The 23,870-nt window shown below is 71.5% G+C and carries 18 protein-coding genes; 6 read left to right on the top strand and 12 right to left on the bottom strand.

Translation table 11 applies throughout. The features are described from left to right. Positions 1–394: 394 nt before the first annotated feature. The 3 genes from ABFJ78_RS31295 to ABFJ78_RS31285 form a co-directional block, all read right to left on the bottom strand. A complete protein-coding gene (locus tag ABFJ78_RS31295; protein WP_436390148.1) occupies positions 395–1,951 on the bottom strand; it encodes an amidase in 1,557 nt (518 codons plus the stop codon). After that, entirely contained in the window at positions 1,951–3,294 is a 1,344-nt protein-coding gene (gene glnA / locus ABFJ78_RS31290; protein ID WP_436390147.1) for a type I glutamate--ammonia ligase, read from the bottom strand. The genes ABFJ78_RS31295 and glnA overlap by 1 nt, the downstream gene beginning before the upstream one ends. A 61-nt stretch (positions 3,295–3,355) precedes the next feature. Beyond that, the gene (locus ABFJ78_RS31285) at positions 3,356–4,636 is read right to left on the bottom strand and encodes an MFS transporter (protein ID WP_436390146.1); all 1,281 of its coding nucleotides are present in this window, start codon (positions 4,634–4,636) and stop codon (positions 3,356–3,358) included. 87 nt (positions 4,637–4,723) lie between these two features. On the opposite strand from ABFJ78_RS31285, the gene ABFJ78_RS31280 reads away from it, so the two are divergent. Further along, complete coding sequence (locus ABFJ78_RS31280; protein WP_436390145.1) at positions 4,724–5,386, top strand: LppX_LprAFG lipoprotein; 663 nt, start codon at positions 4,724–4,726, stop codon at positions 5,384–5,386. Here ABFJ78_RS31280 and ABFJ78_RS31275 read toward each other — a convergent pair. Next, complete coding sequence (locus ABFJ78_RS31275; RefSeq protein ID WP_436390144.1) at positions 5,383–6,849, bottom strand: alpha/beta hydrolase; 1,467 nt, start codon at positions 6,847–6,849, stop codon at positions 5,383–5,385. The genes ABFJ78_RS31280 and ABFJ78_RS31275 overlap by 4 nt on opposite strands. Beyond that, the gene (locus ABFJ78_RS31270) at positions 6,834–8,390 is read right to left on the bottom strand and encodes an alpha/beta hydrolase (RefSeq protein WP_436390143.1); all 1,557 of its coding nucleotides are present in this window, start codon (positions 8,388–8,390) and stop codon (positions 6,834–6,836) included. Before ABFJ78_RS31270 ends, ABFJ78_RS31275 begins: the two co-directional genes overlap by 16 nt. A gap of 156 nt (positions 8,391–8,546) precedes the next feature. Between ABFJ78_RS31270 and secA2 the strand changes: the two genes are divergently transcribed. From secA2 to ABFJ78_RS31255, 3 genes are all read left to right on the top strand, one after another. Next, positions 8,547–10,886, top strand: a complete 2,340-nt coding sequence (gene secA2, locus ABFJ78_RS31265) for an accessory Sec system translocase SecA2 (protein WP_436390142.1) — start codon at positions 8,547–8,549, stop codon at positions 10,884–10,886. A gap of 77 nt (positions 10,887–10,963) precedes the next feature. Further along, complete coding sequence (locus ABFJ78_RS31260) at positions 10,964–11,515, top strand: RNA ligase 1 family protein (RefSeq protein WP_436390141.1); 552 nt, start codon at positions 10,964–10,966, stop codon at positions 11,513–11,515. Positions 11,516–11,574: 59 nt separating this feature from the next. Then, positions 11,575–13,296: an NAD+ synthase gene (locus ABFJ78_RS31255; RefSeq protein ID WP_436390140.1), complete on the top strand. Its 1,722-nt coding sequence runs from the start codon at positions 11,575–11,577 to the stop codon at positions 13,294–13,296. Here ABFJ78_RS31255 and ABFJ78_RS31250 read toward each other — a convergent pair. Continuing rightward, positions 13,293–13,907, bottom strand: coding sequence for a VOC family protein (locus tag ABFJ78_RS31250; RefSeq protein ID WP_436390139.1), 615 nt, complete (start codon positions 13,905–13,907; stop codon positions 13,293–13,295). The genes ABFJ78_RS31255 and ABFJ78_RS31250 overlap by 4 nt on opposite strands. A gap of 7 nt (positions 13,908–13,914) precedes the next feature. Continuing rightward, positions 13,915–15,252 (bottom strand): S8 family peptidase, encoded by a 1,338-nt coding sequence (locus tag ABFJ78_RS31245; protein ID WP_436390138.1) that lies wholly within the window; start codon positions 15,250–15,252, stop codon positions 13,915–13,917. 82 nt (positions 15,253–15,334) lie between these two features. Here ABFJ78_RS31245 and ABFJ78_RS31240 point away from each other — a divergent pair, with 82 nt between their 5' ends. Continuing rightward, positions 15,335–15,865, top strand: coding sequence for a methylated-DNA--[protein]-cysteine S-methyltransferase (locus ABFJ78_RS31240; RefSeq protein ID WP_436390137.1), 531 nt, complete (start codon positions 15,335–15,337; stop codon positions 15,863–15,865). A 6-nt stretch (positions 15,866–15,871) separates the two neighbouring features. On the opposite strand, the gene ABFJ78_RS31235 is transcribed toward ABFJ78_RS31240, so the two are convergent. The 3 genes from ABFJ78_RS31235 to lysX all read right to left on the bottom strand — a co-directional run bounded on the left by ABFJ78_RS31235 (position 15,872) and on the right by lysX (position 20,488). After that, positions 15,872–16,450 (bottom strand): DinB family protein, encoded by a 579-nt coding sequence (locus ABFJ78_RS31235; RefSeq protein WP_436390136.1) that lies wholly within the window; start codon positions 16,448–16,450, stop codon positions 15,872–15,874. Positions 16,451–16,524: 74 nt separating this feature from the next. After that, positions 16,525–17,100 carry a hypothetical protein gene (locus ABFJ78_RS31230; protein WP_436390135.1) on the bottom strand — a complete coding sequence of 192 codons (576 nt, stop codon included), beginning with the start codon at positions 17,098–17,100 and terminating at the stop codon, positions 16,525–16,527. A gap of 64 nt (positions 17,101–17,164) precedes the next feature. Further along, positions 17,165–20,488, bottom strand: a complete 3,324-nt coding sequence (gene lysX, locus ABFJ78_RS31225; RefSeq protein ID WP_436390134.1) for a bifunctional lysylphosphatidylglycerol synthetase/lysine--tRNA ligase LysX — start codon at positions 20,486–20,488, stop codon at positions 17,165–17,167. Positions 20,489–20,726: 238 nt separating this feature from the next. Between lysX and panB the strand changes: the two genes are divergently transcribed. Beyond that, positions 20,727–21,590 (top strand): 3-methyl-2-oxobutanoate hydroxymethyltransferase, encoded by an 864-nt coding sequence (gene panB, locus ABFJ78_RS31220; protein WP_436390133.1) that lies wholly within the window; start codon positions 20,727–20,729, stop codon positions 21,588–21,590. Positions 21,591–21,694: 104 nt separating this feature from the next. On the opposite strand, the gene ABFJ78_RS31215 is transcribed toward panB, so the two are convergent. Continuing rightward, positions 21,695–22,534 carry a cytochrome c oxidase assembly protein gene (locus tag ABFJ78_RS31215; RefSeq protein ID WP_436390132.1) on the bottom strand — a complete coding sequence of 280 codons (840 nt, stop codon included), beginning with the start codon at positions 22,532–22,534 and terminating at the stop codon, positions 21,695–21,697. A gap of 1 nt (position 22,535) precedes the next feature. Then, positions 22,536–23,462, bottom strand: coding sequence for an undecaprenyl-diphosphate phosphatase (locus ABFJ78_RS31210; protein ID WP_436390131.1), 927 nt, complete (start codon positions 23,460–23,462; stop codon positions 22,536–22,538). Positions 23,463–23,870 lie beyond the last annotated feature (408 nt).

Here is a 23,870-nt window from a genome sequence, read left to right as displayed (position 1 = left end):
AGGAACCTCATACGAGGTTCAATACATAAGCTCTACTGGCTTAGTTCACTAGCACACTGTTGAGTTCTCAAGCAACACACTCCGGATTCACCGCCTTATCAGCGGCTTTATCCTCGGCAGTTGTTCCAAGCGATATTCAAAGCTTTTGGTCGAGCATGCCTCAGCCTACGATGTTAGTCGTAGGGATTCGGCGGCCGCTCGTGGGCCGACGCTGAACATTACCCGGTCCGATCCGCGGTGTCAACCCGCTCGGCCCGGCCGGATCTTCGGGGCTTGCGGCCCCGGGGCGACCCGGTGTTCCTGGCGACGAAGAGAAGATTACATGCCCCGAAACCGGTCCCGAACAGGGGGGTCACTTAACGCCATTGTCGCAGGTCAGAGCGTATCCAGTGCCCTACGACGGCAGGGTCGCCAGGTAGCGCGGCGGGACACGGGCCGGAGCCACCCTCGAGAAGTCCGCCGCGAGCGCGAGCATCCGGGCGTCCGACCACCGGGCACCCATGAACGAGATGCCCACCGGGAGCGCTCCGGCGAACCCCGCCGGCACGGTCACGTCCGGGTAGCCCGCGACCGCGGCCGGGGTCGACGACGGGATCACGTCGTTGTCCCCCACCGCGCAGTCGGTCTTCCACGCCGGCGGGTTGGTCGGCGACGCGATCGCGTCGAGGTGGTGCTTCGCCAGGGTCTCGTCGAGCGACCGCCGCGCGAGGTCCGACAGCTCGGCGCGGCCGGCCAGGTAGCCGGGGTCGGTCGGCGGCGGCGCGGCCAGTGCCTGCTCGAACAGCTCCTGACCGGCGAAGCACGTCCGCTCCAGCGGGTCCGCCCGGTTGTAGGCGATCAGGTCGGCCAGGTTCCGCGGGCCGGCCGGGCGGGTCGCGAGGTAGGCGTCGATGTCGCGGTGGAACTCCGTGAGCAGCGCCGGGAACTCCAGCTCCAGGAGCCGGGCCTGGTAGGGCGGGGTCACCTCGACGACCGTCGCGCCGGCCTCGACCAGGGAATTCCGGGCGGACGTCATGATCGCGTCCGTCGCCGGGCCGAGCACCGGCAGCCGCCACAACCCGATCCGCGCGCCGCGCAGCACACCCGGCCGAAGCAGCTTCGCGTAGTCCGTCGGCTGGCTGCTCGGATACGTCGAAGTGGCCGGGTCCGCCGGGTCCCGCCCTTGCAGGACCGACAGCGTCAAAGCCACGTCGACGACGTTGCGGGCGATCGGCCCGGCGGTGTCCTGCTCGGCGGAGATCGGCACCACGCCGGTGCGGCTGACCAGGCCGAGGCTGGGTTTGTGGCCGACCGTCGCCGTCATGCCGGCGGGGCAGACGATCGAACCGTCGGTCTCCGAACCGATCGCGACCTGCGCCAGCGACGCGGCGACGCCGGCCGCGGACCCGGCGGACGACCCGCACGGGTTGCGGTCCAGCACGTACGGGTTGTTCGTCTGCCCACCCACGCCCGACCAGCCGGACGTCGGTTTCGCGGCGCGGAAGTTCGCCCATTCGGAGAGGTTCGCCTTGCCCAGGATCACCGCGCCGGCGTCGCGCAACCGGGTGATCAGCGTGGCGTCCTTCGCCGGGTAGCTGCGCAGGGCGCGCGACCCGGCGGTCGTCCACTGGTCGCGGGTGTCGACGTTGTCCTTGACCAGCACCGGGATGCCGTCGAGTGGTCCCCGGAGGCGGTGGGACCGACGCCGGGCATCGCTTTCGAAAGCCTGTCGCAACGCCGACGGGTTGAGCGCCAGGACCGCGTTGACCTTGCCGTCGAGCCGGTGGATCCGCTCGAGGTACGCGCTGGTCAGGCCCACCGCGGTGAGCCGGCCGGACGCCATCCGGGCCTGCAGCGCCGGGATGTCGGCGGAGTCGAGGTCGAAGCGTCCGGACGCCGACGCGGCGGGTGCGGTGGGGACGAGCAGGAGTACGGCGGCCAGCAGGACGAGGAGTGCCGGCCGCCGCCCCATCAGAGCACCGGCAGGAGGGTTCGGAGTTCGTACGGGGTGACCGCGCTGCGGTAGTTGTCCCACTCCACGCGCTTGTTCCGGAGGAAGAAGTCGTAGACGTGCTCGCCGAGCGCTTCCGGCAGGAGCTCGGACTTCTCCATCTCGGACAGCGCCTCCCCCAGGTTCTGCGGCAGCTGGGCGTACCCGGCGGCGCGCCGCTCGGCGTCGCTCAGCTGCCAGATGTTGTCCTCGGCGGGTGGCGGCAGCTCGTAGCCCTTCTCGATCCCCTTGAGCCCGGCGGCCAGGATGACCGAGTACGCCAGGTACGGGTTGCACGCCGAGTCCAGGGTACGGATCTCCACCCGTCGGGATGACGCCTTTCCGGGTGAATACATCGGGACGCGGACGAGCGCCGAGCGGTTCGCGCGGCCCCACGAGACGGTCGTCGGGGCCTCACTGCCGCTGATCAGGCGTTTGTAGGAGTTCACCCACTGGTTCGTGACCGCGGAGATCTCCTTGGCGTGGTGCAGCACGCCGGCGACGAAGGCCTTGCCGGTCTCCGACAGCTCGTGCGGGTCCTCGGCGTCGTAGAAGGCGTTGCGGTCGCCTTCGAACAGGCTGACGTGGGTGTGCATCCCCGAGCCGGGCTGGTCGGTGAACGGCTTGGGCATGAACGTCGCGCGCACGCCCTGGGTCAGCGCGACCTCCTTGACGACGTAGCGGAACGTCATCACGTTGTCGGCCATCGTCAGCGCGTCGGCGTAGCGGAGGTCGATCTCCTGCTGGCCCGGTGCCCCTTCGTGGTGGCTGAACTCGACCGAGATGCCCATCGCCTCGAGGGTCTCGATGGCGTGGCGGCGGAAGTGCGTCGCCGTGGCGTGGCTGGCCTGGTCGAAGTAGCCGCCGTTGTCCGCGGGCTCCGGCTCGCTGCCGTCGTCGGGCATGGTCGAGAGCAGGAAGAACTCGATCTCGGGGTGGACGTAGCAGGTGAAGCCGGCTTCGGCCGCCTTCGACAGCTGGCGGCGCAGGACGTGCCGCGGGTCGGCCCACGACGGCGAGCCGTCCGGCATCGCGATGTCGCAGAACATGCGGGCCGAGTACGGGCCGCCGTCGGGGGTTTCCCACGGCAGGACCTGGAACGTGGCCGGGTCGGGCTTGGCGACCATGTCCGATTCGTAGACGCGCGCGAAGCCTTCGATGGCCGAGCCGTCGAAGCCGATGCCGTCGTTGAAAGCGCCTTCGAGCTCCGCCGGCGCGACCGCGACGGACTTGAGGAACCCCAGCACATCGGTGAACCAGAGACGGACGAAACGGATGTCGCGCTCCTCGAGCGTGCGGAGCACGAATTCCTGCTGGCGATCCATGGCCGCACCCTAACGACAGCGTGTTAACGGGATGTTTCACGACGCGCCGGGGTTGACCAAGTCACGTCGCGAGCACCGGAACGGGCTTCTTCGCGCGGCTGATGGCCAGCGACGCGACCGACGCGAGCACCGCCAGGACCGCCGCCGAGTACCAGGCCACGTCGTAGTTGCCGAGCTGGTCGCGGACCAGGCCGGCGGCCGACGCCGCGAACGCCGCGCCCAGCTGGTGGCTGGCGAAGACCCAGCCGAACACGATCGGGCCGGCGTCGCCGAACGCGCGGACGCAGAGCGCGACCGTCGGCGGGACCGTGGCCACCCAGTCGAGGCCGTAGAACAGGATGAACGCCCACATGCTCGGCTGCACCGAGTCCGTGAACAGCTGCGGCAGCAGTGCCAGCGAGAGGCCGCGAAGCGCGTAGTAGACGCCGAGCAGGATGCGCGGGTCCACGCGGTCGGTGAGCCAGCCCGAGAAGATCGTCCCGACGACGTCGAAGACGCCGACCAGGGCGAGCAGGCTCGCTGCCGTCGTCTGGGGCATGCCGTGGTCGTGCGCGGCCGGGACGAAGTGGGTACCGACCAGGCCGTTCGTCGTCGCGCCGCAGATCGCGAAGCCGACCGCCAGGAGCCAGAACGTGCGCGTCTTCGCGGCTTGCCCCAGCACCGAAAGCGCCCGGCGGGCCGAGCCGGTCTTCGACGCCGGGCGCGCGACCTCGGCGTCGGCGGGCGCGCCGTAGGCCGTGGTGCCGACGTCGGCCGGGTGGTCGCGGATGACGAGCAGGACCACCGGGACGACGGCCAGCGCGGCGATCGCGATCACCAGCGACGCCGTCCGCCAGCCCGAGCCCACCGCGAGGTTGGCGATCAGCGGCAGGAAGATCAGCTGGCCGGTCGCGCCCGCCGCGGTCAGCACGCCGGTGACGACGCCACGGCTGCGGACGAACCACCGGGTCGCCACCGTCGCGGCGAAGCTCATGGCCATCGAGCCCGTGCCCGCGCCGATGAACACGCCCCAGAACAGGATCAGCTGCCAGCTCGCGCTCATGAAGACCGTGCCGGCCGCGCCGACGGCGATGACGAACAACGCCGTCGCCGAGACGCGGCGGATGCCGAACCGCTCCATCAGCGCCGCCGCGAAGGGCGCGAAGAGGCCGTAGAGGACGAGGTTGACCGAGACGGCCGAGCTGATCGTGGCGGTGGACCAGCCGAACTCCTCGTGCAGCGGGTCGATGAGGACGCCGGGGGCGGAGCGGAAGCCGGCGGAGGCGAGCAGCGCGACGAAGGCGGCACCGGCGATGAGCCAGGCGCGGTGCAGCTTCGGGGCAGGGCGGGTCTCAACAGTCACCTACGCAGTTTCGCCGCGCGCGCGAGACGTCGAAAGTGGCCGGAAGGACAGCGTACGAAAGAATCGGGCCAACAGTAGGCTCGGGGGATGCGCCGCTTCGCCCTCTTGCTCGTGCTCCTGCTGACGGCGGGCTGCACCGGATCGCCGGACACGCGCGGGCCGTTCCCGGCGGGGTCCGAGCTGGTCCGCGACGCGGCGACATCGTTCGCCTCGGTCCGGAGCGTGCACTTCGCGGCCGGCGTCAACGGCGTGCTGCCGGGCTTCCCGCTCCGGCTGATCGAGGGCGACGCGACCCTCGACGGTGGCGGGGCCGCGACCGGCACGGCCGACATCCAGGACGGCGAAGGCCACACCAAGTTCCGCTTCACCGTCCGGAACGGCGAAGTCACCACCGACCCCGACGTCGGGCACGGCCGGATCCCGCCGATGTACGACGTCGGCACGTTCCTCGGGCCGTCGGCCGGGTTGAAACGGCTGCTCGACGGCGTCACCGACGCGAAGACCGAGGGCCGCGAGAACGTTGACGGCGCCGCCGCCCTGCGCGTCGGCGGCAAGGTGCCCGCGGCCGTCGCGCACAGCGTGCTGCCTCAGGTCGCCGCCGACGTCATCGTCAAGGTCTGGGTTTCGGCCGACGGGCCGCGGCGGTTCGCGCGCCTGTGGGTGCAGATCCCGCCGGCCGGCGACCACCTCAGCCCGGTGATGATCGAACTGTCGCTCACCAAGCAGAACGAACCGGCCGACGTCGGCTAGCAGCGGGTTTCGGCGGCCGTTCCGTCGATGAGGTACGCGATGCCCGCGCGGTCCACGCAGCCGTTGCCCTGCAGGAACACCGTGTGCTGGACGCCTTCGTGGGTGAGCAGGACGCCGCCGAGGTCCTTCGCCAGGTCGATGCCCTGCTGGTGGGGTGTCGCCGGGTCGTGCGTGGTCGAGACGACCAGCGTCTTCGGGAGGCCGGCAGGACGCGGCGCGTGCTCGGCCGACGTCGGCGGGACCGGCCAGGTCGAGCAGATGTCCAGCTCGCTCGTGTCCGGCGTGCCGCCGGCCAGGAAGGGCGCGCCGGCCAGCATCTTCTCGTGCGCGCGGTCGATCTCGGCCCGGTCGGTCAGCCGGTTGTGGTCGACGCAGCGGACCGCGAAGTACGCGTCGATCGCGCCGCTGTAGTGGCCGTCGGGGTCGCGCTGGTAGTAGTCGTCGGCGAAGGCCAGCAGCGTCCGGCCGTTGCCCTGGGCCACCTGCGCGAGCGCGGCCTTCAGGGCGGGCCAGTCCCCGCGCGAGTAAAGCCCGGCGAACGTGCCCGTGACCGCGTCCTCGAACGACAGCTTCCGCGTCCCGGCCGGGAGAGGCTTCGCGATCAGCGGACGCACGAGCCGCTGGAACGCTTCGGTGCTGCCGGCGACCGGGCACGCGCACCACTTGCCGAACTCGGTCAGCGCGTCCTGGAAGCCCGCGGCCTGCGTGACCAGCGATTCCACCAGCCCCTGGGCCAGGTCGACCGCGCCGTCGAGCAGCAGCGCGCGGACGTTGCGCGGGTACGCCTCGGCGTAGGCCGCGCCGATCTGCGTCCCGTACGAATAGCCGAGGTAGGTCAGCTTCTCGTCGCCGAGCGCGGCGCGAAGGACGTCGAGGTCGCGTACGACGTCTCGGGTGCCGACGTTCGCGAGGAACTCCTTGCCGTACTTCGTCCCTTCGGTGCACTTCGCGCCGTACGCGGTCGTCTCGGCGAGTTGCTTCTTCACACCTGCGGGCGACAGATCGCTCTCGATGTCGGCCGCGCGGTCCGCGTCGACCTCGGCGTCCGTGCGGCAGGTGAGCCGCGGCTCGCTCGTGCCCACGCCACGCGGGTCGAAGCCGACCAGGTCGAAGCGCTCCAGCAGCGGCGTCGCGGCCGGCGTCTTGGCCAGCGCCGCGGCCGTCGACGTGCCCTGGCCGCCAGGTCCGCCGGGGTTCACGACCAGCGAGCCGATCCGCTGTTTCGTGGCCTTGTGCCGCAGCAGGCCGACGGTGACGGTCTTCCCGTCCGGTGCCGCGTAGTCCAGCGGCACGGTCAGGTGCGCGCAGTCCAGCCCGTCGCCGCACGGCGTCCACGCGAGCTTCTGCGTGGTGAACTTCCCCAGGTCGGGCGGGGGCGACGAAGCCGGCGGTGCGGCCGGCGGCGCGCTCGTGCACGCCGCCAGCAGGACCGCCAGCGCGGCCAGGCCTACTGCGCGGTGCACCGGGTCCCGTCCGGCGGCACCGTGCCGTCGACGAGGTAGTCCGCGCCTGCCTCGTCCACGCACTTCACTCCCTGCAGGAACACCGTGTGCTGGGTGCCCTCGAAAGTCAGCAGCGCGCCCTTCAGGCCCTTCGCGAGGTTGACGCCGGCCTGGTACGGCGTCGCCGGGTCGTTGGTCGTCGAGATGACCAGCGTCTTCGCCAGGCCTTCCACGTTCGGCACGTGCGGTTCGGACGTGTTCGGCACCGGCCAGAACGCGCACGCGTCACGGGCCGCCGAAGCCGGGCGGCCGTCGTCGAGGAACGGCGCCACCTTCACGTACTCCTCCTGCGCCTTGAGGATGACGGCCGGGTCGGTGACGCGCGGGTCGTCGACGCAGCGGATCGCCGTGAAGGCGTCCTGGGTGGTGCCGTACTTGCCGTCGGTGTCGCGCTCGTTGTAGATGTCCGCGAGCTTCTCCAGCGTCGCGCCGCGCTGCTGGCGCAGCTCGTTGAGGCCCGAGTTCAGCGTGTCCCAGAGGCTCTCCTGGTAGAGCGCCTGGATGACGCCGGTCGTCGCGTCCTCGTAGGAGAGCTTGCGGCCGTCGCCGACCTGGACCGGGAACTCGATCAGCGGCCGGACGAGGTCCTGGAACGCCTTGACCGCGCCGTTCGCGTCCTGGCCGAGCGCGCAGTCCTGCTGGGCCGCGCACCACTTCGCGAACTCCGTGAACGCCGTCCCGAAGCCCTGACCCTGCGCGACCAGCGATTCGACCGCGTCCTGCTCGGGGTCGACCGCGCCGTCGAGGATCATCGCGCGGACGTTCTTCGGGAACGCCTCGGCGTAGGCCGACCCGATCCGGGTGCCGTAGGAGTAGCCCAGATAGGTCAACTTTTCGTCGCCGAGGACCGACCGGAGGACGTCGAGGTCCTTCACGACGTCCCGGGTGCCGACGTTGGCCAGCATCCCGGTGCCGTCGTCGGTGCGCTGGGCGCACTTCGCGGCGAAGTCCTTCTCCTGCGCTTCCTGCTTGAGGACGCCGGACGGCGAGCCGTCGGTCTCGCTGTCGTCGGCGCGGTCGGCGTCGCGCTCCTGGTCGGTCAGGCAGTGGATGGCCGGCTGGCTCGCCCCGATCCCCCGCGGGTCGAACCCGACCAGGTCGAAGCGCTTGGCCAGGCCGGTGCTCGTGGCCGGCTTGACCAGCCCGGCGGCCGCGACCATGCCCGACGCGCCCGGGCCGCCGGGGTTGACCACCAGCGAGCCGATCCGGTCGCCGGTCGCCTTGTGGCGGAGCAGGCCCAGCGTGATCGTGTCCCCCGCCGGCTTCGCGTAGTCCAGCGGCACTGTCAGCCGCGCGCACTGGACGTCTTTCGCCTGGAACGCCGACCTGCTGTCTTCCGACGTCGCGTAAGGTGCGCAGTCGGCCCAGCTCAGGCTCTGGCCGTAGAACCGCTCCAGCCCGGCGGGCACCGGCCCGGACGGGGGGTGCGACTCGGTCGTCGGCGCCGGTGGCGCCGGCTTGCCGGTGGACGTGCAGGCGGCCAGCGAGGCCGCGATCAGCACGGATGTCGCAATTGCGGTGATCCGGCGACGTCCGGACCTGGCGCTGGGATGAGGGAACACGGTTGGATCGTCCCATCCGGCCGCGGAACTCGAACGCACCACCGCCACGTTGGGTGGGGCAGGCCGGTCGAGCGAAGAGAGAACGGGAGACCAGGGGTGGCAGCACTGATCAGCCGGGTGGGCAAGAAGCTCCGCCGGATCATCCAGCGGCCGGGCAGCGTCGAGCTGACCCGCTACGAAGCACTGCTGCCCGCGGTCGAGAAGCTCGAACCCGAGCTCGAGAAGCTCTCCGACACGGAGCTGACCGAGCGCGCGACGGAGCTCCGCGAGAAGCTGAAGGACACCGCCTTCGGCGACGACCAGCTGGTCGAGGTGTGCGCGCTGGGCCGCGAGGCCGCCCGCCGCGCGCTCGGCGAGCGCGCGTTCGACGTCCAGGTGCTGGGCACGATGGGCCTGCTCACCAAGCACGTCGTCCAGATGGAGACCGGTGAGGGCAAGACGCTCGCCGGCGCGCTGGCGGCCGCCGGGTACGCGATCCGCGGAAAGCGCGTGCACGTCGTCACGGTCAACGACTACCTGGCCCGCCGCGACGCCGAGTGGATGGGCCCGGTCTACGCCCTGCTCGGCGTGTCGGTCGGCTGGGTCGAGCCCGCGCACTCCCGCGAGGAGCGTCGCGAGGCGTACGCCAAGGACGTCACGTACGGCGCCGTCGCCGAGATCGGCTTCGACGTGCTGCGCGACCGGCTGGTCACGAACGTCGACGACCTCGTCCAGCCGGCCCCCGAGGTCGCGATCGTCGACGAGGCGGACTCGGTGCTGGTCGACGAGGCCCGCGTCCCGCTGGTGATGGCCGGTTCGATCGACCACACCGACGCCGACGAAGAGGTCGCGAAGGTCGTCCGGCGGCTGCGGCTCAACCTGCACTACGAAACCGACAGCGAGGGCCGCAACGCCTGGCTGACCGACGCCGGCGCGTCCGTCGTCGCGAAGTCGCTCGGGCTGGAGGTCGACGACCTCTACGGCGAGACGGCGTCCGACCGGCTTCCCGCGGTGAACGTCGCCCTGCACGCGCACGCGCTGCTCACCCGCGACGTCGACTACCTGGTCCGCGACGGCAAGGTCCAGCTCATCAACGCCGCCCGCGGCCGCGTCGCCGAGCTGCAGCGCTGGCCGGACGGCCTCCAGGCCGCCGTCGAAGCGAAGGAGCAGGTCACCGCGACCGACCGCGGCGAGATCCTGGACTCGATCACCGTCCAGGCGCTGCTCGCGCGCTACCCCGAGGTCGCCGGCATGACCGGTACCGCGGTCGCCGTCGCCGAGCAGCTGCGCGAGTTCTACGAGCTCGAGGTCGCGGTCATCCCGCCGAACACGCCGAACATCCGCGAGGACCTCGAGGACCGGATCTTCGCGTCGCCGTCGCAGAAGCTGCGGGCGATCGAGGAGGAGATCCGCACGGTCCACGAGACCGGGCGGCCGATCCTCGTCGGCACCCAGGACGTCGCCGAGTCCGAAGAGCTGGCCGAGAAGCTGGCGAAGGTCGACCTCGAGTGCGTCGTGCTCAACGCGCGCAACGACGCCGAAGAGGCCGCGATCATCGCCGAGGCCGGCAAGAAGGGCGCGGTCACCGTGTCCACGCAGATGGCCGGCCGCGGTACCGACATCCGGCTGGGCGGCACCGACGGCGCCACCCGCGATGAGGTCGTCGAGCTGGGCGGGCTGCACGTCATCGGCACCGCGCGGTACCCGTCGAGCCGCCTCGACGGCCAGCTGCGCGGCCGCTCCGGCCGCCAGGGCGACCCGGGCAGCGCGATCTTCTTCGCGAGCCTGAACGACGAACTCGTGCTGTCGAACGCGCCGGACGTGCCCGAGGGCATCGTCGACGACGAGGAGACCGGCGAGATCACCGACCCGGCGGCGCTGCGGCAGCTCAACCACGCCCAGCGCGTCGCCGAGGGCGTCGACCTGGAGATCCACCGCAACACGTGGCGCTACACGCGGCTGATCGAGCGGCAGCGGCGTGACCTGCTGGTGCACCGCGACAAGGTGCTTCGCACCGCGTACGCGGCGGAGCAGTTGGAGAAGGCGCACCCGGAGAAGTTCGCCGAGCTGAAGGAGAAGCTCGACGACCAGGACAAGCTGGAGCAGATGTGCCGCGAGGTGCTGCTGTTCCACATCGACCAGCTCTGGTCGGACCACCTGGCGTACCTGACCGACGTCCGCGAGAGCATCCACCTGCGCGCGCTGGCCCGCGAGACGCCGCTGGACGAGTTCCACCGCGCGGCGATCCCCGAGTTCCACAAGATCATCGGCGAGGCCGACTCGCGGGCGGCGAAGACGCTCGAAGAGGCGGAGCTGACCGACGAGGGCATCGACCTCGGCGAGGCGGGCGTCCGGCGGGCCAACACGACGTGGACCTACCTGGTGCACGACAACCCGTTCGACTCCGACTTCGAGCAGACCATCAAGAAGGTCCGGAGCATGATCAAGCGGAAGTAGCGCTCTTCGGCGAAAACCCCCGTCCGGTTGGTCCGGGCGGGGGTTTTCTCGGTTGCCCCGGCCGGAAGGATGGGCCCATGCGCAAGATCCCGACGCTGTTCCGGCGCGATCCCGAAGACCTTCGGCGCGTCACGCGCGAAGTGCACCCCGAGTGCCAGTGGGTGCTCGACGGCGAAGGCGTGCCCACCCGCAAGTACGACGGCACCTGCGTCCGGCTCGACGAGTCCGGGACCTGGTGGGCGCGACGCGAGGTGAAGGCGGGCAAGACCCCGCCTGACGGGTTCGAGGCCGTGCAGACCGACCCCGAAACCGGGAAGACCGTCGGCTGGGAGCCGGTCGAGCAGTCGGCGTTCGCGAAGTTCTTCGAGGAGGCGCAGGAGCGGCTTGCCGGTGCGGCGCCCGGCACGTACGAACTGTGCGGGCCGAAGGTCAACGGCGATCCGGAGAAGCTCGGCGCGCACCGGCTGGTCCCGCACGCGACCGCGCAGGAGTTCGCCGGCGTCCCGCGCGACTTCGACGGGCTGATGGCGTGGCTGCTCGCGCACCCGGAGTACGAGGGCATCGTCTGGCACCGCCGGGACGGCCGGATGGCGAAGCTCAAGCACCGGGACGCGGTCGCGTCGACCTAGCGTGGCATTTCGCCCACATTCGCTCGGCCTCCCGGGTGACGGTGGGACAGAATGGCGGCATGCCGCAACTGCGCATCGCGCTCGCCCAGGTCAACCCCACCGTCGGCGACCTCGACGGCAACGCCGACCTGCACGTCTCCTGGACCCGCCGGGCCGCCGAGGCCGGCGCGCACGTGGTCGTCTTTCCCGAGATGTCGCTGACCGGCTACCCCGTCGAGGACCTTTCGCTGCGCAAGACGTTCGCCGCCGCGTCCCGGCAGGGTCTCGAGTCGCTGGCGCACCGCCTCGACGACGCCGGCTGCGGTGAGGTGCTCACCTACGTCGGGTACCTCGACCTCGACGAGGCCGGCCCGCGCGACGCGGCCGCCGCCCTCTACCGCGGCGAGGTCGTCGCGCGGCAGTTCAAGCACCACCTCCCGAACTACGGCGTCTTCGACGAGCACCGCTGGTTCAAGCCGGGCACCACGCTCGACGTCGTCCGCTTCCACGGGCTCGACATCGGCATGGTCGTCTGCGAGGACATCTGGCAGGACGGCGGGCCGATCTCGGCGCTGGGCCGCGCGGGCGTCGACCTGGTCGTCGCGCCGAACGCGTCGCCCTACGAGCGGTCGAAGGACGAGCAGCGGCTGCCGCTCATCGCGCGCCGCGCCGCCGAAGCCGGCGCGCCGCTGGTCTACACCAACCAGGTCGGCGGGCAGGACGACCTCGTCTTCGACGGCGACTCGCTCGTCGTCGGCGCGGACGGGACGCTGCTGGCGCGGGCGCCGCAGTTCGTCGAGCACCTGTCCGTGCTCGACATGGACCTGACCGCGGGCGGTCACGCCGGCGACGGCGAGCTGGAAGGACTGCACGTCCGGCGCGGCGTCCTGAGCTCCGATCCCCTGCCCGCCTACGAGCCGACGGCCGAGCCGGTGATCAGCGAGCCGCTCTCGGACGAGGCCGAAGTGTGGCACGCGCTGGTCGTCGGGCTGCGCGACTACGTGCACAAGAACGGCTTCTCGTCGGTGACGTTCGGGTTCTCCGGCGGCATCGACTCGGCGGTCTGCGCGGCCCTCGCGGCGGACGCGCTGGGCGGCGACAACGTCTACGGCGTCTCGATGCCGTCGCAGTACTCGTCGGACCACTCGAAGGACGACGCCGCCGACCTCGCGCGGCGGATCGGGGCGCACTACCGCGTCGAACCGGTCGAGGACATGGTCCGCGTGTACGTCGAACAGCTTTCCCTGACGGGCCTGGCCGAAGAGAACATCCAGGCGCGGACGCGCGGCATGCTCCTGATGGCACTGTCCAACCTGGACGGTCACCTCGTACTCGCCACCGGCAACAAGACCGAGCTGGCGGTCGGGTACTCCACGATCTACGGCGACGCGGTCGGCGCGTTCGCCCCGATCAAGGACGTCTTCAAGACGCACGTCTGGCAGCTCGCGCGGTGGCGCAACGCCGAAGCGGTGAAGAACGGCGAGACCCCGCCGATCCCGGAGAACTCGATCTCGAAGCCGCCGTCGGCCGAGCTGCGGCCGGGTCAGATGGACTCCGACTCGCTGCCGGACTACGCGCTGCTGGACGACATCCTCGACGACTACGTCGAGGGCGACCGCGGGTACGCGGACCTGGTTTCCGCGGGGTTCGACCCGGAGACCATCGACCGCGTGGTGCGGATGGTCGACAAGGCCGAGTACAAGCGGCGCCAGTACCCGCCGGGCACGAAGATCACGTTCAAGGCGTTCGGGCGGGACCGGCGGCTGCCGATCACCAACGCGTGGCGCGAGGGCAAGGCCTAGCTCAACGCGACCTGGCGGCCTTCGGGGGTACGGAGGGCCGCCGTCATGGTCGCCTTTTCCGTGCGGCGGACCAGGAACTCCAAGCCGAGCGCGTCGGTCGCCGTGTGGACCCAGGACGGGTCCGGGTGGGTGGCCGTCACCATCAGCAGCGGGAGCGACGGCAGGCCGCGGGTCGTCGGGTGCGGGGTCGTGCCCCAGTCGATGAGGAACGGGCGGAGCGTGCCCGGGGCACTCGGCGGGGTCAGGCGCCAGTGCAGCGTCTCGCCGTCGGCCGTCGCGCGGGACATCTCCAGCGCGTCGCCCGGGTCGAAGCCGTGGGCGCGGGCCTGCGCGATCGTCGCGTCGAGGTCGGTCGTCCGGACCGCCCACGCGACCAGCGCGGGCTCCGTCAGGTCGTCGATGCCGAACGGCCGGGGCGCGTCCGGCTCCGGTTGCGCCGGGTCCGGGCCGATCACCTCCAGGTACATCCCCGCGCCCAGGTCGGCGAGGTGGTTGGCGGTGCCGAGGCCGGGGTGGCTGCCGCCGGGTGCCGGGGTGACCCCGGTCAGCTCGGCGACGCGGGTGACGGCGTCGGCCAGATCGGGACCGGCGTAGACGAGGTGATCGAGCACGCCGCCATCATCCCGCGCCGACCGCGCTCGCCGCATCGACCACGCCGTGGCCGTAGTACGTCGTGCCGTCCTTCGTCGGCGTGCAGGTCGCGTCGGGACACGGCAGCGGCGTCGCCGTGGCGTAGAGCGCGCGCTTGATCCGCTCGGCGCCCCACCACGGGTGCTCGCTCGCGATCAGGGCGGCGACGCCGCTCGCGTGCGGCGCGGCCATCGACGTCCCGCTCGCCGAGCGGTACTCGCCGTTCGGCCAGGTCGACCACACGCGCGCGCCGGGCGCCGCGACGCTGATCCGGGACGCCGAGTAGTTCGAGAAGCTCGCCTTGACCAGCTTTTCGTCCAGGGCGCCGGTGCCGACGACGCCGGGGAGCTCGTGCGGCAGCCGGGTGCACGTCGGGTCGATCCGGCGTTCCACCGGGGTGCTGTCGGCCGGGCTTTCGCGGTCGACCGAGCGCGTGTCGAGGTCGATGCCGGCGTTGCCCGCCGAGGCGACCACGAGGACGTTCCGGCGCTGGGCGTAGGCGACCGCGCGGCCGACGGCCAGCTTCGCCGCGGCCTGGTCGGGCTGGTCGTCGCAGTTGTAGCGCCACGGGATCGAGCGGTAGCTGTTGTTGGTGACGGCGAAGCCGTGTTCGGCGGCCCAGACGAAGCCGCAGACCATGCTCTCGGCCGTCTCGGTGTCGTCGAGCTCGGCCAGCTTCACCGCGGCGACGCGGACGCCGGGCGCGACGCCGACGACGCCGGATCCGTTGCGGGCCGCGGCGATCGTGCCCGCGACGTGCGTGCCGTGGCCGTCGAGCGTCGGCCGCCAGGCGCCGGGACTCCGGTCGGCCCAGCCGGACAGGCACGACACGGAATTCCGCGCGTCGAAGGCCGGCGCGAGGTCGGGATGGGTGTCGTCGACGCCGACGTCGAGCACGCCGACGACGGTGCGCCGGCTGCCGTCGGTGACCTCGTGCGCTTCGGGCAGGTGCAGCGCCGGGACGTCCCACGCGGTGCCCTCGGGCGGGACCAGGCCGGAGTTCGGCGAGTTCGGCCCGGTGTAGCGGACGTCCTTGCGGGGCGCGAAGAACTCCTTCGGGATCTTCGCGGTGCGCGTCGCGCCGACGGCGTCGATGCCCGGTGTTTTCCGGACTTTCGCGGCGAAGTCGTCCTTCGCCGTGTACGCGACGACGACGCCGATCTGCGGGTACGCGGCGACGACCGTGCCACCGGCTTTCTGCACGGTCAGCGCGGCCCACCACGTGTTGTGCGCGACGACGACGTGCGGCATGACGAGGGGATCCGCCGCGGCCGGGGTGGCGATCAGGCCGAGCAGAAGCGCCGTCACCAAGATCAGTCGCCGCACACGTCCTCCTCCGGATTCGCCCGAACCGAACATAGCGATCAATTGCGGCGGCGGTACCCCTCTTCAGTCGTAGGCTGACCGCATGACGGGCTTCACGGTGTTCGACACGGCGATCGGGGTCTGCGGGCTCGCGTGGCGCGACGACGTCGTGGTCGGCACGTCCCTGCCCGAGGGCAGCCAGGCGCGCACCCGCGCCTGGCTGCTCAAGCGCTTCCCGGACGCGGTCGAAGGAATGCCGCCGGCCGCGGTTCAGGCGGCGGTGGACGGGATCGTGGCCTTGCTGGGCGGCGCACGGCCGGACCTGGCGTCGATCCCGCTGGACTTCTCGGCGGTGCCGGAGTTCAACCGCCGGGCGTACGAGATCGCGCGGAACATCCCGCCGGGCAAGACGCTGACCTACGGCGACATCGCGCACCGGCTCGGGCAGCCCGGGTCGGCGCAGGCCGTCGGGCAGGCGATGGGGCACAACCCGTTCCCGATCATCGTGCCGTGCCACCGGGTCCTGGCCGCGGGCGGCAAGGACGGCGGCTTCTCGGCCCGCGGCGGCGTCGAAACGAAACGCCGGATGCTGGTCATCGAAGGCGCCCTGGCCGACGAGCCCACCCTGTTCTGAAAGTTCTCAAGCAGGCTGCCACGGCTTGATGAACGGGGACTCCGGCCAGCCCTCGGCCGCCGCCATCAAGGGCATCGCCGTGGCGCCGTCGACGTGCTCGCGGATGATGTCCGCGTGGCCGGCGTGCCGGGCCGTCTCCTGGATCAGGTGCAGCAGGACCCAGCGGACCGACCAGGCGTCGACGTCCTTCGGGAACCACGGCACGCCCTTCGGCACCGGGACCGCCTGCCCCAGGTCCTCGATCCCGCCGATGACCTCCGCCGTCCGCGCCGCGACCTCGTCGTAGCGGGCCAGCACGCCCGCCAGGGTCTCGTCCGGACGCAGCCGGTGCGCGTCCTGGTACTCCGCGATGCTCTCCGCGAACGGCTTCTGCGGCACCTGGAGCACGGTGTCCATCCAGCTGTACTCGGTGGCCGCGACGTGCTTGATCAGCCCGCCCACCGACAGCGAGCTCTTCGTCGACGCGGCTCTCGCCTGGTCGTCCGTCAACCCGTGTGCCGCCAGCTTCAGCACGTACCGCTGCTGCTCCAGGAAGCTCAGCAGCCCGTCCCGCTCGTCGGCCACCGGGCGCACGTTTCCCGCCATGTCGATCCACTCCTTCGCGCTCGTTGCGTGGATCGTGCCACCTGGCACCGACAATTCCGGCGCGAACGGCGCGATCAGAGGCCGCCGCGGGGGGTGTGCCGGGGTGCGGGCTTCACGAACGCGTACGTCCCGCCGACGGCGTACAGCACCGCTCGGACCACCTGCTCGACCCGGCTGACCACGCCCTCGGCCGTGTCCAGCTGCCGCGCGAGCACGAGGGCGGCCCAGGTGAGGAGCACGACCACCAGCCCGGCGACGGCGAGCGCGCGCCAGCCCGGCGGCCACCACAGGATCAGGCTGAGCACGCCGACCACGAGCACGACGGTCGCCAAGGACGAGAGCACGCCGCTGTGCTCCGGGTAGGCCGCCTGCAGCAGCGCGACCACGCCGAACGCGCTCACCGAGATCGAGCTGAACCGCGCCGACCACTGGACCGGGCCGAGCCGGTGCAGCGGCGGCCCGGCGAGCACGAACGCGACCCCCGAGACGGCCAGCAGCACGCGGAACACCGGCGGGCCGCCCAGCAGCGCCTCGACCGGGTCGTGCACCGGTGAGACGCCCGTCGGCACGAAGAACTCCAGGAGCCACCCCGAATACGCCAGCACGGCCAGTCCCATGAGGAGGGCCGAGGCGAATCGAGCCGTGCGCACGAGGCACACATTAAGCGACCCCGCCGGATCCGGCGGTACCAGCGTGATCAGATCGATCGAGTCGTTACGCCTGCGGACGGACGAAGGGGAACAGGACCGTCTGGCGGATCGAGGCCCCCGTGAGCATCATCAGCAGCCGGTCGACGCCCAGCCCGAGCCCGCCGGTCGGCGGCATCCCGTGCTCCAGGGCGAGCAGGAAGTCCTCGTCCAGCTCCATCGCCTCGACGTCGCCGCTGGCCGCGCGCAGGGACTGCGCCTCCAGCCGCCGCCGCTGCTCGACCGGGTCGGTCAGCTCGGTGTAGGCCGTGCCGACCTCGGAGCCGAACGCGATGAGGTCCCAGCGCTCGGCCAGCCGCGGGTCCTCGCGGTGCTGGCGGGTGAGCGGCGAGACGTCGGTCGGGTAGTCCGTGTAGAAGGTCGGCAGCACGGTCGCGCCCTCGACGAGGTGCTCGAACGCCTTGAGCACCAGGTCGCCGTGGCTCGGGTCCTCCCCGACCGGCACGCCCGCCGCGTGGCAGAGCCGGCGCAGCTCGGCCACCGGCGTCCCCGAGTCGACCTGCTCGCCGAAGGCCGCCGAAACGGCGTCGTGCACCGTGATCACCGGCCAGTCGCCGGAGATGTCGTGCTCGGCGAGCTTGCCGTCGGCGTCGGGCCGGCGCACGATCTGGGCGCCGTACGCCGCTTCGGCCGCGTGCTGGACCAGCTCGCGCGTCAGCGTCCGCATGGTGTCGTAGTCGGCGTAGGCCTGGTACGCCTCGAGCATCGTGAACTCGGGGTTGTGCGTCGCGTCGACGCCTTCGTTGCGGAAGTTGCGGTTCAGCTCGAAGACGCGCTCGACCCCGGCGACGCACAGCCGCTTGAGGTACAGCTCGGGCGCGATCCGCAGGTACATCCGCATGTCGTAGGCGTTGATGTGCGTGACGAACGGGCGGGCGTTCGCGCCACCGTGGACCGTCTGCAGCATCGGCGTCTCGACTTCGAGGTAGTCGGCGTGGTGCAGCCGGTCGCGCACCGCGCGGACCACCGTGGACCGCAGCCGCAGCATGTTCGTCGAGTCCGGGTTGACCGCGAGGTCGAGGTAGCGCTGCCGCACCCGCGTCTCCGGGTCGGTGAGGCCCTTCCGCTTGTCCGGCAACGGGTGCAGGCACTTCGCGGTGACCGTCCACTCGTCGACGAGCACCGAGAGCTCGCCGCGCTTGGACGTCACGACCTGGCCGCTGACCCCGACGTGGTCGCCGAGGTCGACGCCGGTCCGCCAGCCCTTGAGGTCGAGCTCGCCGGTCTCCAGCATCAGCTGGATCTCGCCGCTGAAGTCCTTGACGCGCGCGAAGCACAGCCCGCCGAGGGTGCGCATCGCCAGTACCCGCCCGGCGATCCGGACGCGGTGGCCGGTGGCGCTGTCCGGCTGCAGGTCGCTGAACTTCCGGACGACGTCGCCGATCTGGTCGTCCCGGCGGAAGCCGACCGGGTACGGGTCGATCCCGGCCTCGCGCAGCTTGGCCAGCTTCGCCATCCGGACGCGGACCTGTTCCGGCCGCCGCACCGGCTTCGCCGCCGGGACGGCCGCGGACTCCTCGATCTCCCGGACGCGCGCGACGAAGTCGTCGCCGACCGTCTCCAGCCGCAGCGACCGCGACCGCCCGGTCGGGACGAACCCTTCGAGCGCGCCCGCGACGATGCCGACGCGCGGGAGCCGCCGCGCCGAGGAGTAGCAGAGGAACCGCGGCTCCCAGTCCGGCCCGTACTTGGCGTTGGACCGGTACAGCGACTCCAGCTGGAAGAACCGCGAAGCGACGCTCAGGATCCCCTTCCAGGCCCGCAGGACCGGCCCGGCCCCGATCCGCTCGCCCTCGGAGAAGACCGCGCGGAACATGGCGAAGTTGAGCGAGATCCGCTGCGCGCCCAGGTGCTGCCCGGCCGCGACGACCTCGGCGATCATGTACTCGTTGAGGCCGTTCTCGGCGTCGCGGTCGCGGCGCATGAGGTCGAGCGAGAGTCCGCGCCGGCCCCACGGCACGAACGACAGCAGGCCGCGCAGGTCGCCTTGGGCGTCGTAGGCCTCGACCATCACGCTGCGGCCGTCGCTCGGGTCGCCGAGGCGGCCCAGTGCCATCGAGAACCCGCGTTCGGTCTCGGCACCGCGCCAGGCCTGGGCGCGGGCGAGCAGCTCGGCCATCTCGTCGTCGGGGATCTCGCCGTGCCGGCGGACTTTCGACGTGTAGCCGGCGCGCTCGATGCGCTTCACGGCCTGGCGTACCGAGCGTCGCTCCGGGCCGGCGAGGCTGAACTCGCGGACGTCGAGCACCGCTTCGTCGCCGATCTCCAGGGCGCGCAGGCCCGCGTCGGTGTACGCCTTCGCGCCGCGCTCGCTCGCCCCGAGCACGCCGGGCGTCCAGCCGTACGTGCGCGTCTCGTCGAGCCACGCGCGCACGGCGTCCGGCCACGCCTCGGGGTCGCCGACCGGGTCGGCGCTGGCGACGCTGGTGCCGCCGAGCACGCGGTAGGTCACCGCCGCGCGGCCGTTCGGCGCGAAGACGACGCTCTTGTCCCGCCGGGTCGCGAAGTAGCCGAGGGAGTCGTCCTCGCCGTGGTCGGCGAGCAGCTTGCGCACGCGAAGCTCTTCTTCGTCCGTACGCAGGCGACGGCTGCGCACGCCGCGGAAGAGCTGGTACAGCGCCGCGGTGGCGACGGCGGTGGCGCCGAGGTCGAGCAAGACGTCGAGCCAGGCCGGCCCCTCCCCGACCCCGATCCGGCGCAGCTGGAGGTTCTCGCCGGTGGCGTGGTTGACGACCCAGGCGAACCGCTCCCACGAGTCGCCGAGGTGGCCGGGGAACGCTTCCGCGAGTGCCCAGCCGACCAGGATGACCGCGGTGAACCCGCCGAACAGCATGGTCAGGCCGTCGCGCCAGGCGCTCGGCGCGAGCCGGGCCGGGAACGCCGGGCGCAGGGCGAGCAGGAAGAAGATCAGGACGACCGACAGGACGTCGGCGACCGTGAGGGCCCACAGCTGGACCGGGATGTGCCGCACCTGCCGCGACCCGAGCGAGAGCAGCTCGGGCGACCACAGCAGCGTCGCCTGCAGGGCCAGCGTGAGCACCAGCCCGGCGACCTGGAACAGCACCAGCGTGTACAGCGCGGCCTTCTTGCGTCGGCGCAGCGCCCCGCCCAGGACGACCAGCAGCAGCACCATCACCAGGCTCGCGCTCGTCGGCACGCTCAGGCTGGAGAAGGCCATGTCGATGCCGTTGAGCAGGCGCCCGTGCGGGCCGTTCGTGAACAGGAGGAGCACCGAGAACACCGCGGCCAGCTGGACCACGGTCGCGACGATGCCGCCCGCCTTCGCCTTCCAGGCCGGCAGGCGCGGGCGCGTGCTCGCGAGGGTTCCCATCGTTGCTTTCGTCGCCTTTCGCGGCCGATCGGTGGTCATGCCTGCTTATTGACGTAAGTGAACACAGGTTGGTTGTCCCCCGGCATCAACCTGAAGGCTGACGACCCCTGCTACCCGGGGGTGTGAAGCTGGTCGCACGGGGTTGGGGCCGCTCCGGGGGCGTGTCACGCTTCAAGGCGCCTCTGCTCCACGACCCGGGGACCTCACCGAGGCCTCGAGGGAAGGACGGTCGACGACGATGTCTGCCAGCGCCGAAGAACCCGCCCCCTACGGCACCGGATCCGCGCCCAAGCCGGCGCCGGGCCGGAAGGTCCGCGTCCACCACCTGCGTGAGCTCAAGGAACGCGGCGAGCCGTGGCCCATGCTCACCGCCTACGACATGTACACCGCCGCGCTGTTCGACGAGGCCGGGATCCCCGTGCTGCTCGTCGGCGACTCCGCGGCCAACAACGTCTTCGGCTACGACACCTCGCTGCCGGTGACGGTCGACGAGCTGCTGCCGCTGGTACGGGCGGTGACCCGGTCGGTCAAGCGGGCCCTCGTGGTCGCCGACCTGCCGTTCGGCTCCTACCAGCTCTCGCCGCAGCAGGCGCTGGAAACCTCGGTGCGGTTCATGAAAGAGGGCCGCGCGCACGCCGTCAAGCTCGAAGGCGGCCGGCGGTTCGCCGCGCACGTCGAGGCGCTGACGTCGGCGGGCGTGCCGGTCATGGGTCACATCGGGTTCACCCCGCAGAGTGAGCACAACCTCGGCGGCTACCGGGTGCAGGGGCGCGGCGAAGCGGCGGACGTGCTGCTCGCCGACGCGCTGGCGCTGCAGGAGGCCGGGGCGTTCGCGGTGGTGATGGAGATGGTGCCCGCCGAGGCCGCCAAGCGCGTCACGGCGGAGCTGAAGATCCCGACGGTCGGCATCGGCGCCGGCCCGGACTGCGACGCGCAGGTGCTCGTCTGGCAGGACATGGCCGGGCTGCGGCGCGGCAAGGCCCCGCGGTTCGTCAAGCGGTACGCCGACGTCGCGACGGTGCTGCAGAACGCGGCGACGGCCTTCGCGGAGGACGTCCGCCGCGGCGAGTTCCCGGCTCCGGAACACGCTTTCCACGACTAACCGCGAGCGCCCCAATGTGGCCTTGGTTGCGTCTGACGCACCGAAGGCCGCCTTGGGTGCGTCTGACGCACCGAAGGCCACATTGGGGCGCTTGACCACCTCGGTCACCGGCGCTTGAACCGCTCGGCGAGTGCCGGGTCGTTTTCCCACCACAACCCGGTCGCGGGAGCTTCGTCCAGCCGGGCGTCGATCTGCTTCGCGCGCCGTTCGTCGTCGCGGGCCCACCGCACGAACAACGCGACGACGAACGGCAGGCCGGCGACGTCACCGCCGATCCACAGCACCCCCGCGCCGATGATCTGGTCGGTGCGGGGGTCCGGGCCGTAGCCCGGGTGCGCGGCCGCGTAGTGCGCCGGCGCGAGCAGCGGGCCCAGCCACAGCACCAGGCCGAGCGCGCCATCGAAGATCACCTCGGTGAACGCGATCCACACCGACACCAGGTGCGGGTCGCGCCGCGGCGTCGGGTCGAGGCCGAGACGCGTCCAGAAATAGCCGAACCCGGCCAGCACCAGCGCCACGCGGACCACGCCGTCGGCGATCGAGGAGCGCAGCACGAGGTCGTAGAGCGGAGTCAGGTAGAGGACCAGCACCGGCACGACCAGGGCGAGCGTGACGACCGGCGGGAACGTCAGCGCGCGGGCGAGCGGGCCGCGGCCGTGCCGCCGCAGCCACGGCGCCGGGACGGTGTCGAGCAGGAGCCTGATCGGCGAGCCCAGCGCGAGCAGCAACGGCGTGATCATCAGCAGCGTGATCGTCTGGACCGCGCGGACCCAGAAGAACGTCCGGTCGTAGACCGCCAGTGGCGAGCAGGTGACCAGCAAGATCGTCGCCAGCCCGGCGAGGAACGCCGTCGTGCGGCCCGGCGGCCACGCGCGGCCGCGGGCGGCGCGGACGTAGAGCGTGCCGAGGACGAGGACGGCGACCAGCGCCGGGACGTCGAGCACGTCACACCGCGAAGAAGAGCAGGCTGCCGATTCCGGCGACCACGCAGTAAATGGCGAACGGGGTCAGAGTGCGCGTTTCGAAGTATCCGGTGAGGAAACGGACGGAAATGTACGAAGCGACCCCGGCGACGAGGCTTCCGGCGAGGGCCGGGCCGAGCGAGGCGTGGTTTTCCGGGGCGAACAGCGTCGGCATCTTGAGCACCCCCGCCGCGAGGATGACCGGGGTGGCGAGGAGGAACGCGAAGCGCGCGGCGTCCTCGTGCCCGAGCCCGCGGCGCAGGCCGGCGACCATCGTGATGCCGGAGCGGCTGATGCCGGGCAGCAGCGCGAGGATCTGCGCCGCGCCGATCAACACGGCTTCGCCGACGCGCAGCTTCGCCAGCCGGACGTCGGTCCGCTCCTCGACGGTGACGGCCCGCATGACGAGCGTCTCCTCGGTCGAGAAGTCCACAGTGTCCGCTTCTTCGGCGGGTTTCGCGCGCGAGAACTTCTCGGCGGCGTAAAGGACTCCGCCGTTGAGCGCGAGGAAGATCGCCGACGGCACCGGCTTGCCGAGGAAGTCGCGCAGCAGCCCTTCGAGCAGCAGGCCGGCCAGCCCGACCGGGATGGTGGCGAGCACGAGCAGCCACGCGAGCCGCTGGTCGGGCGTGCGGACTTCGCGGTGCCGGACCGACGTCCACAGGCCCCGGATGATCCGCACCCAGTCCTTCCGGAAGAACAGCACGAGCGCCAGCGCGGTGGCGACGTGCATCGCGACGAGCACCGCCAGGTACGGCGAATCCTTGCCGATGCTCAGGTCGCGCTGCCACGAGCCGCCGAGCCAGGCGGGCAGCAGGATGCTGTGGCCGAGACTGGACACCGGAAACAATTCCGACACCCCCTGCAAGGCGCCGACGACAATCGCCTCGAGATAGGTCACCGCGGACATTCCGTGCCTTTCCGTACGGCTTTTCGAAACCCCGACACCGGAACGTACCGGCCCATTCGTTAACCCCGGGCAAGGGGCACCGCGGCGCTCAGCGTCCTCTCAGCGCACGTTCACATATATGAACTTCAATCATGTTCTTGACTGACGTTCGGGGTGTGGCTTAGCGTTTAGCCCGTCGCCGCCACGACGAAGATTCGGACCCTCGACGAGGAGGACGGGAATGTTGCGTGTGCGGATTGCCGGCGGTCTCTTCTCGTCGAACCCGGCCGCTTCGAGCGGCTGACCCCCTGGACGGGAGCCCGCTCAGCCCGGCGGCGGGGGCGGGCTCCCACCTTCTTGGTCGTCGTCCCGGCTCTCGGCGGCGGGGTGTCGGGGCGACGGCCAGGACCCTCCGGCAGAGTGTCGGGC

Origin of the sequence: Amycolatopsis sp. MEPSY49 (assembly GCF_051337345.1) — a bacterium.
Classification (GTDB): domain Bacteria; phylum Actinomycetota; class Actinomycetes; order Mycobacteriales; family Pseudonocardiaceae; genus Amycolatopsis.
The sequence above is the reverse complement of the archived record's forward strand: the minus strand, read 5'-3'. Positions and strand labels throughout refer to the sequence as shown.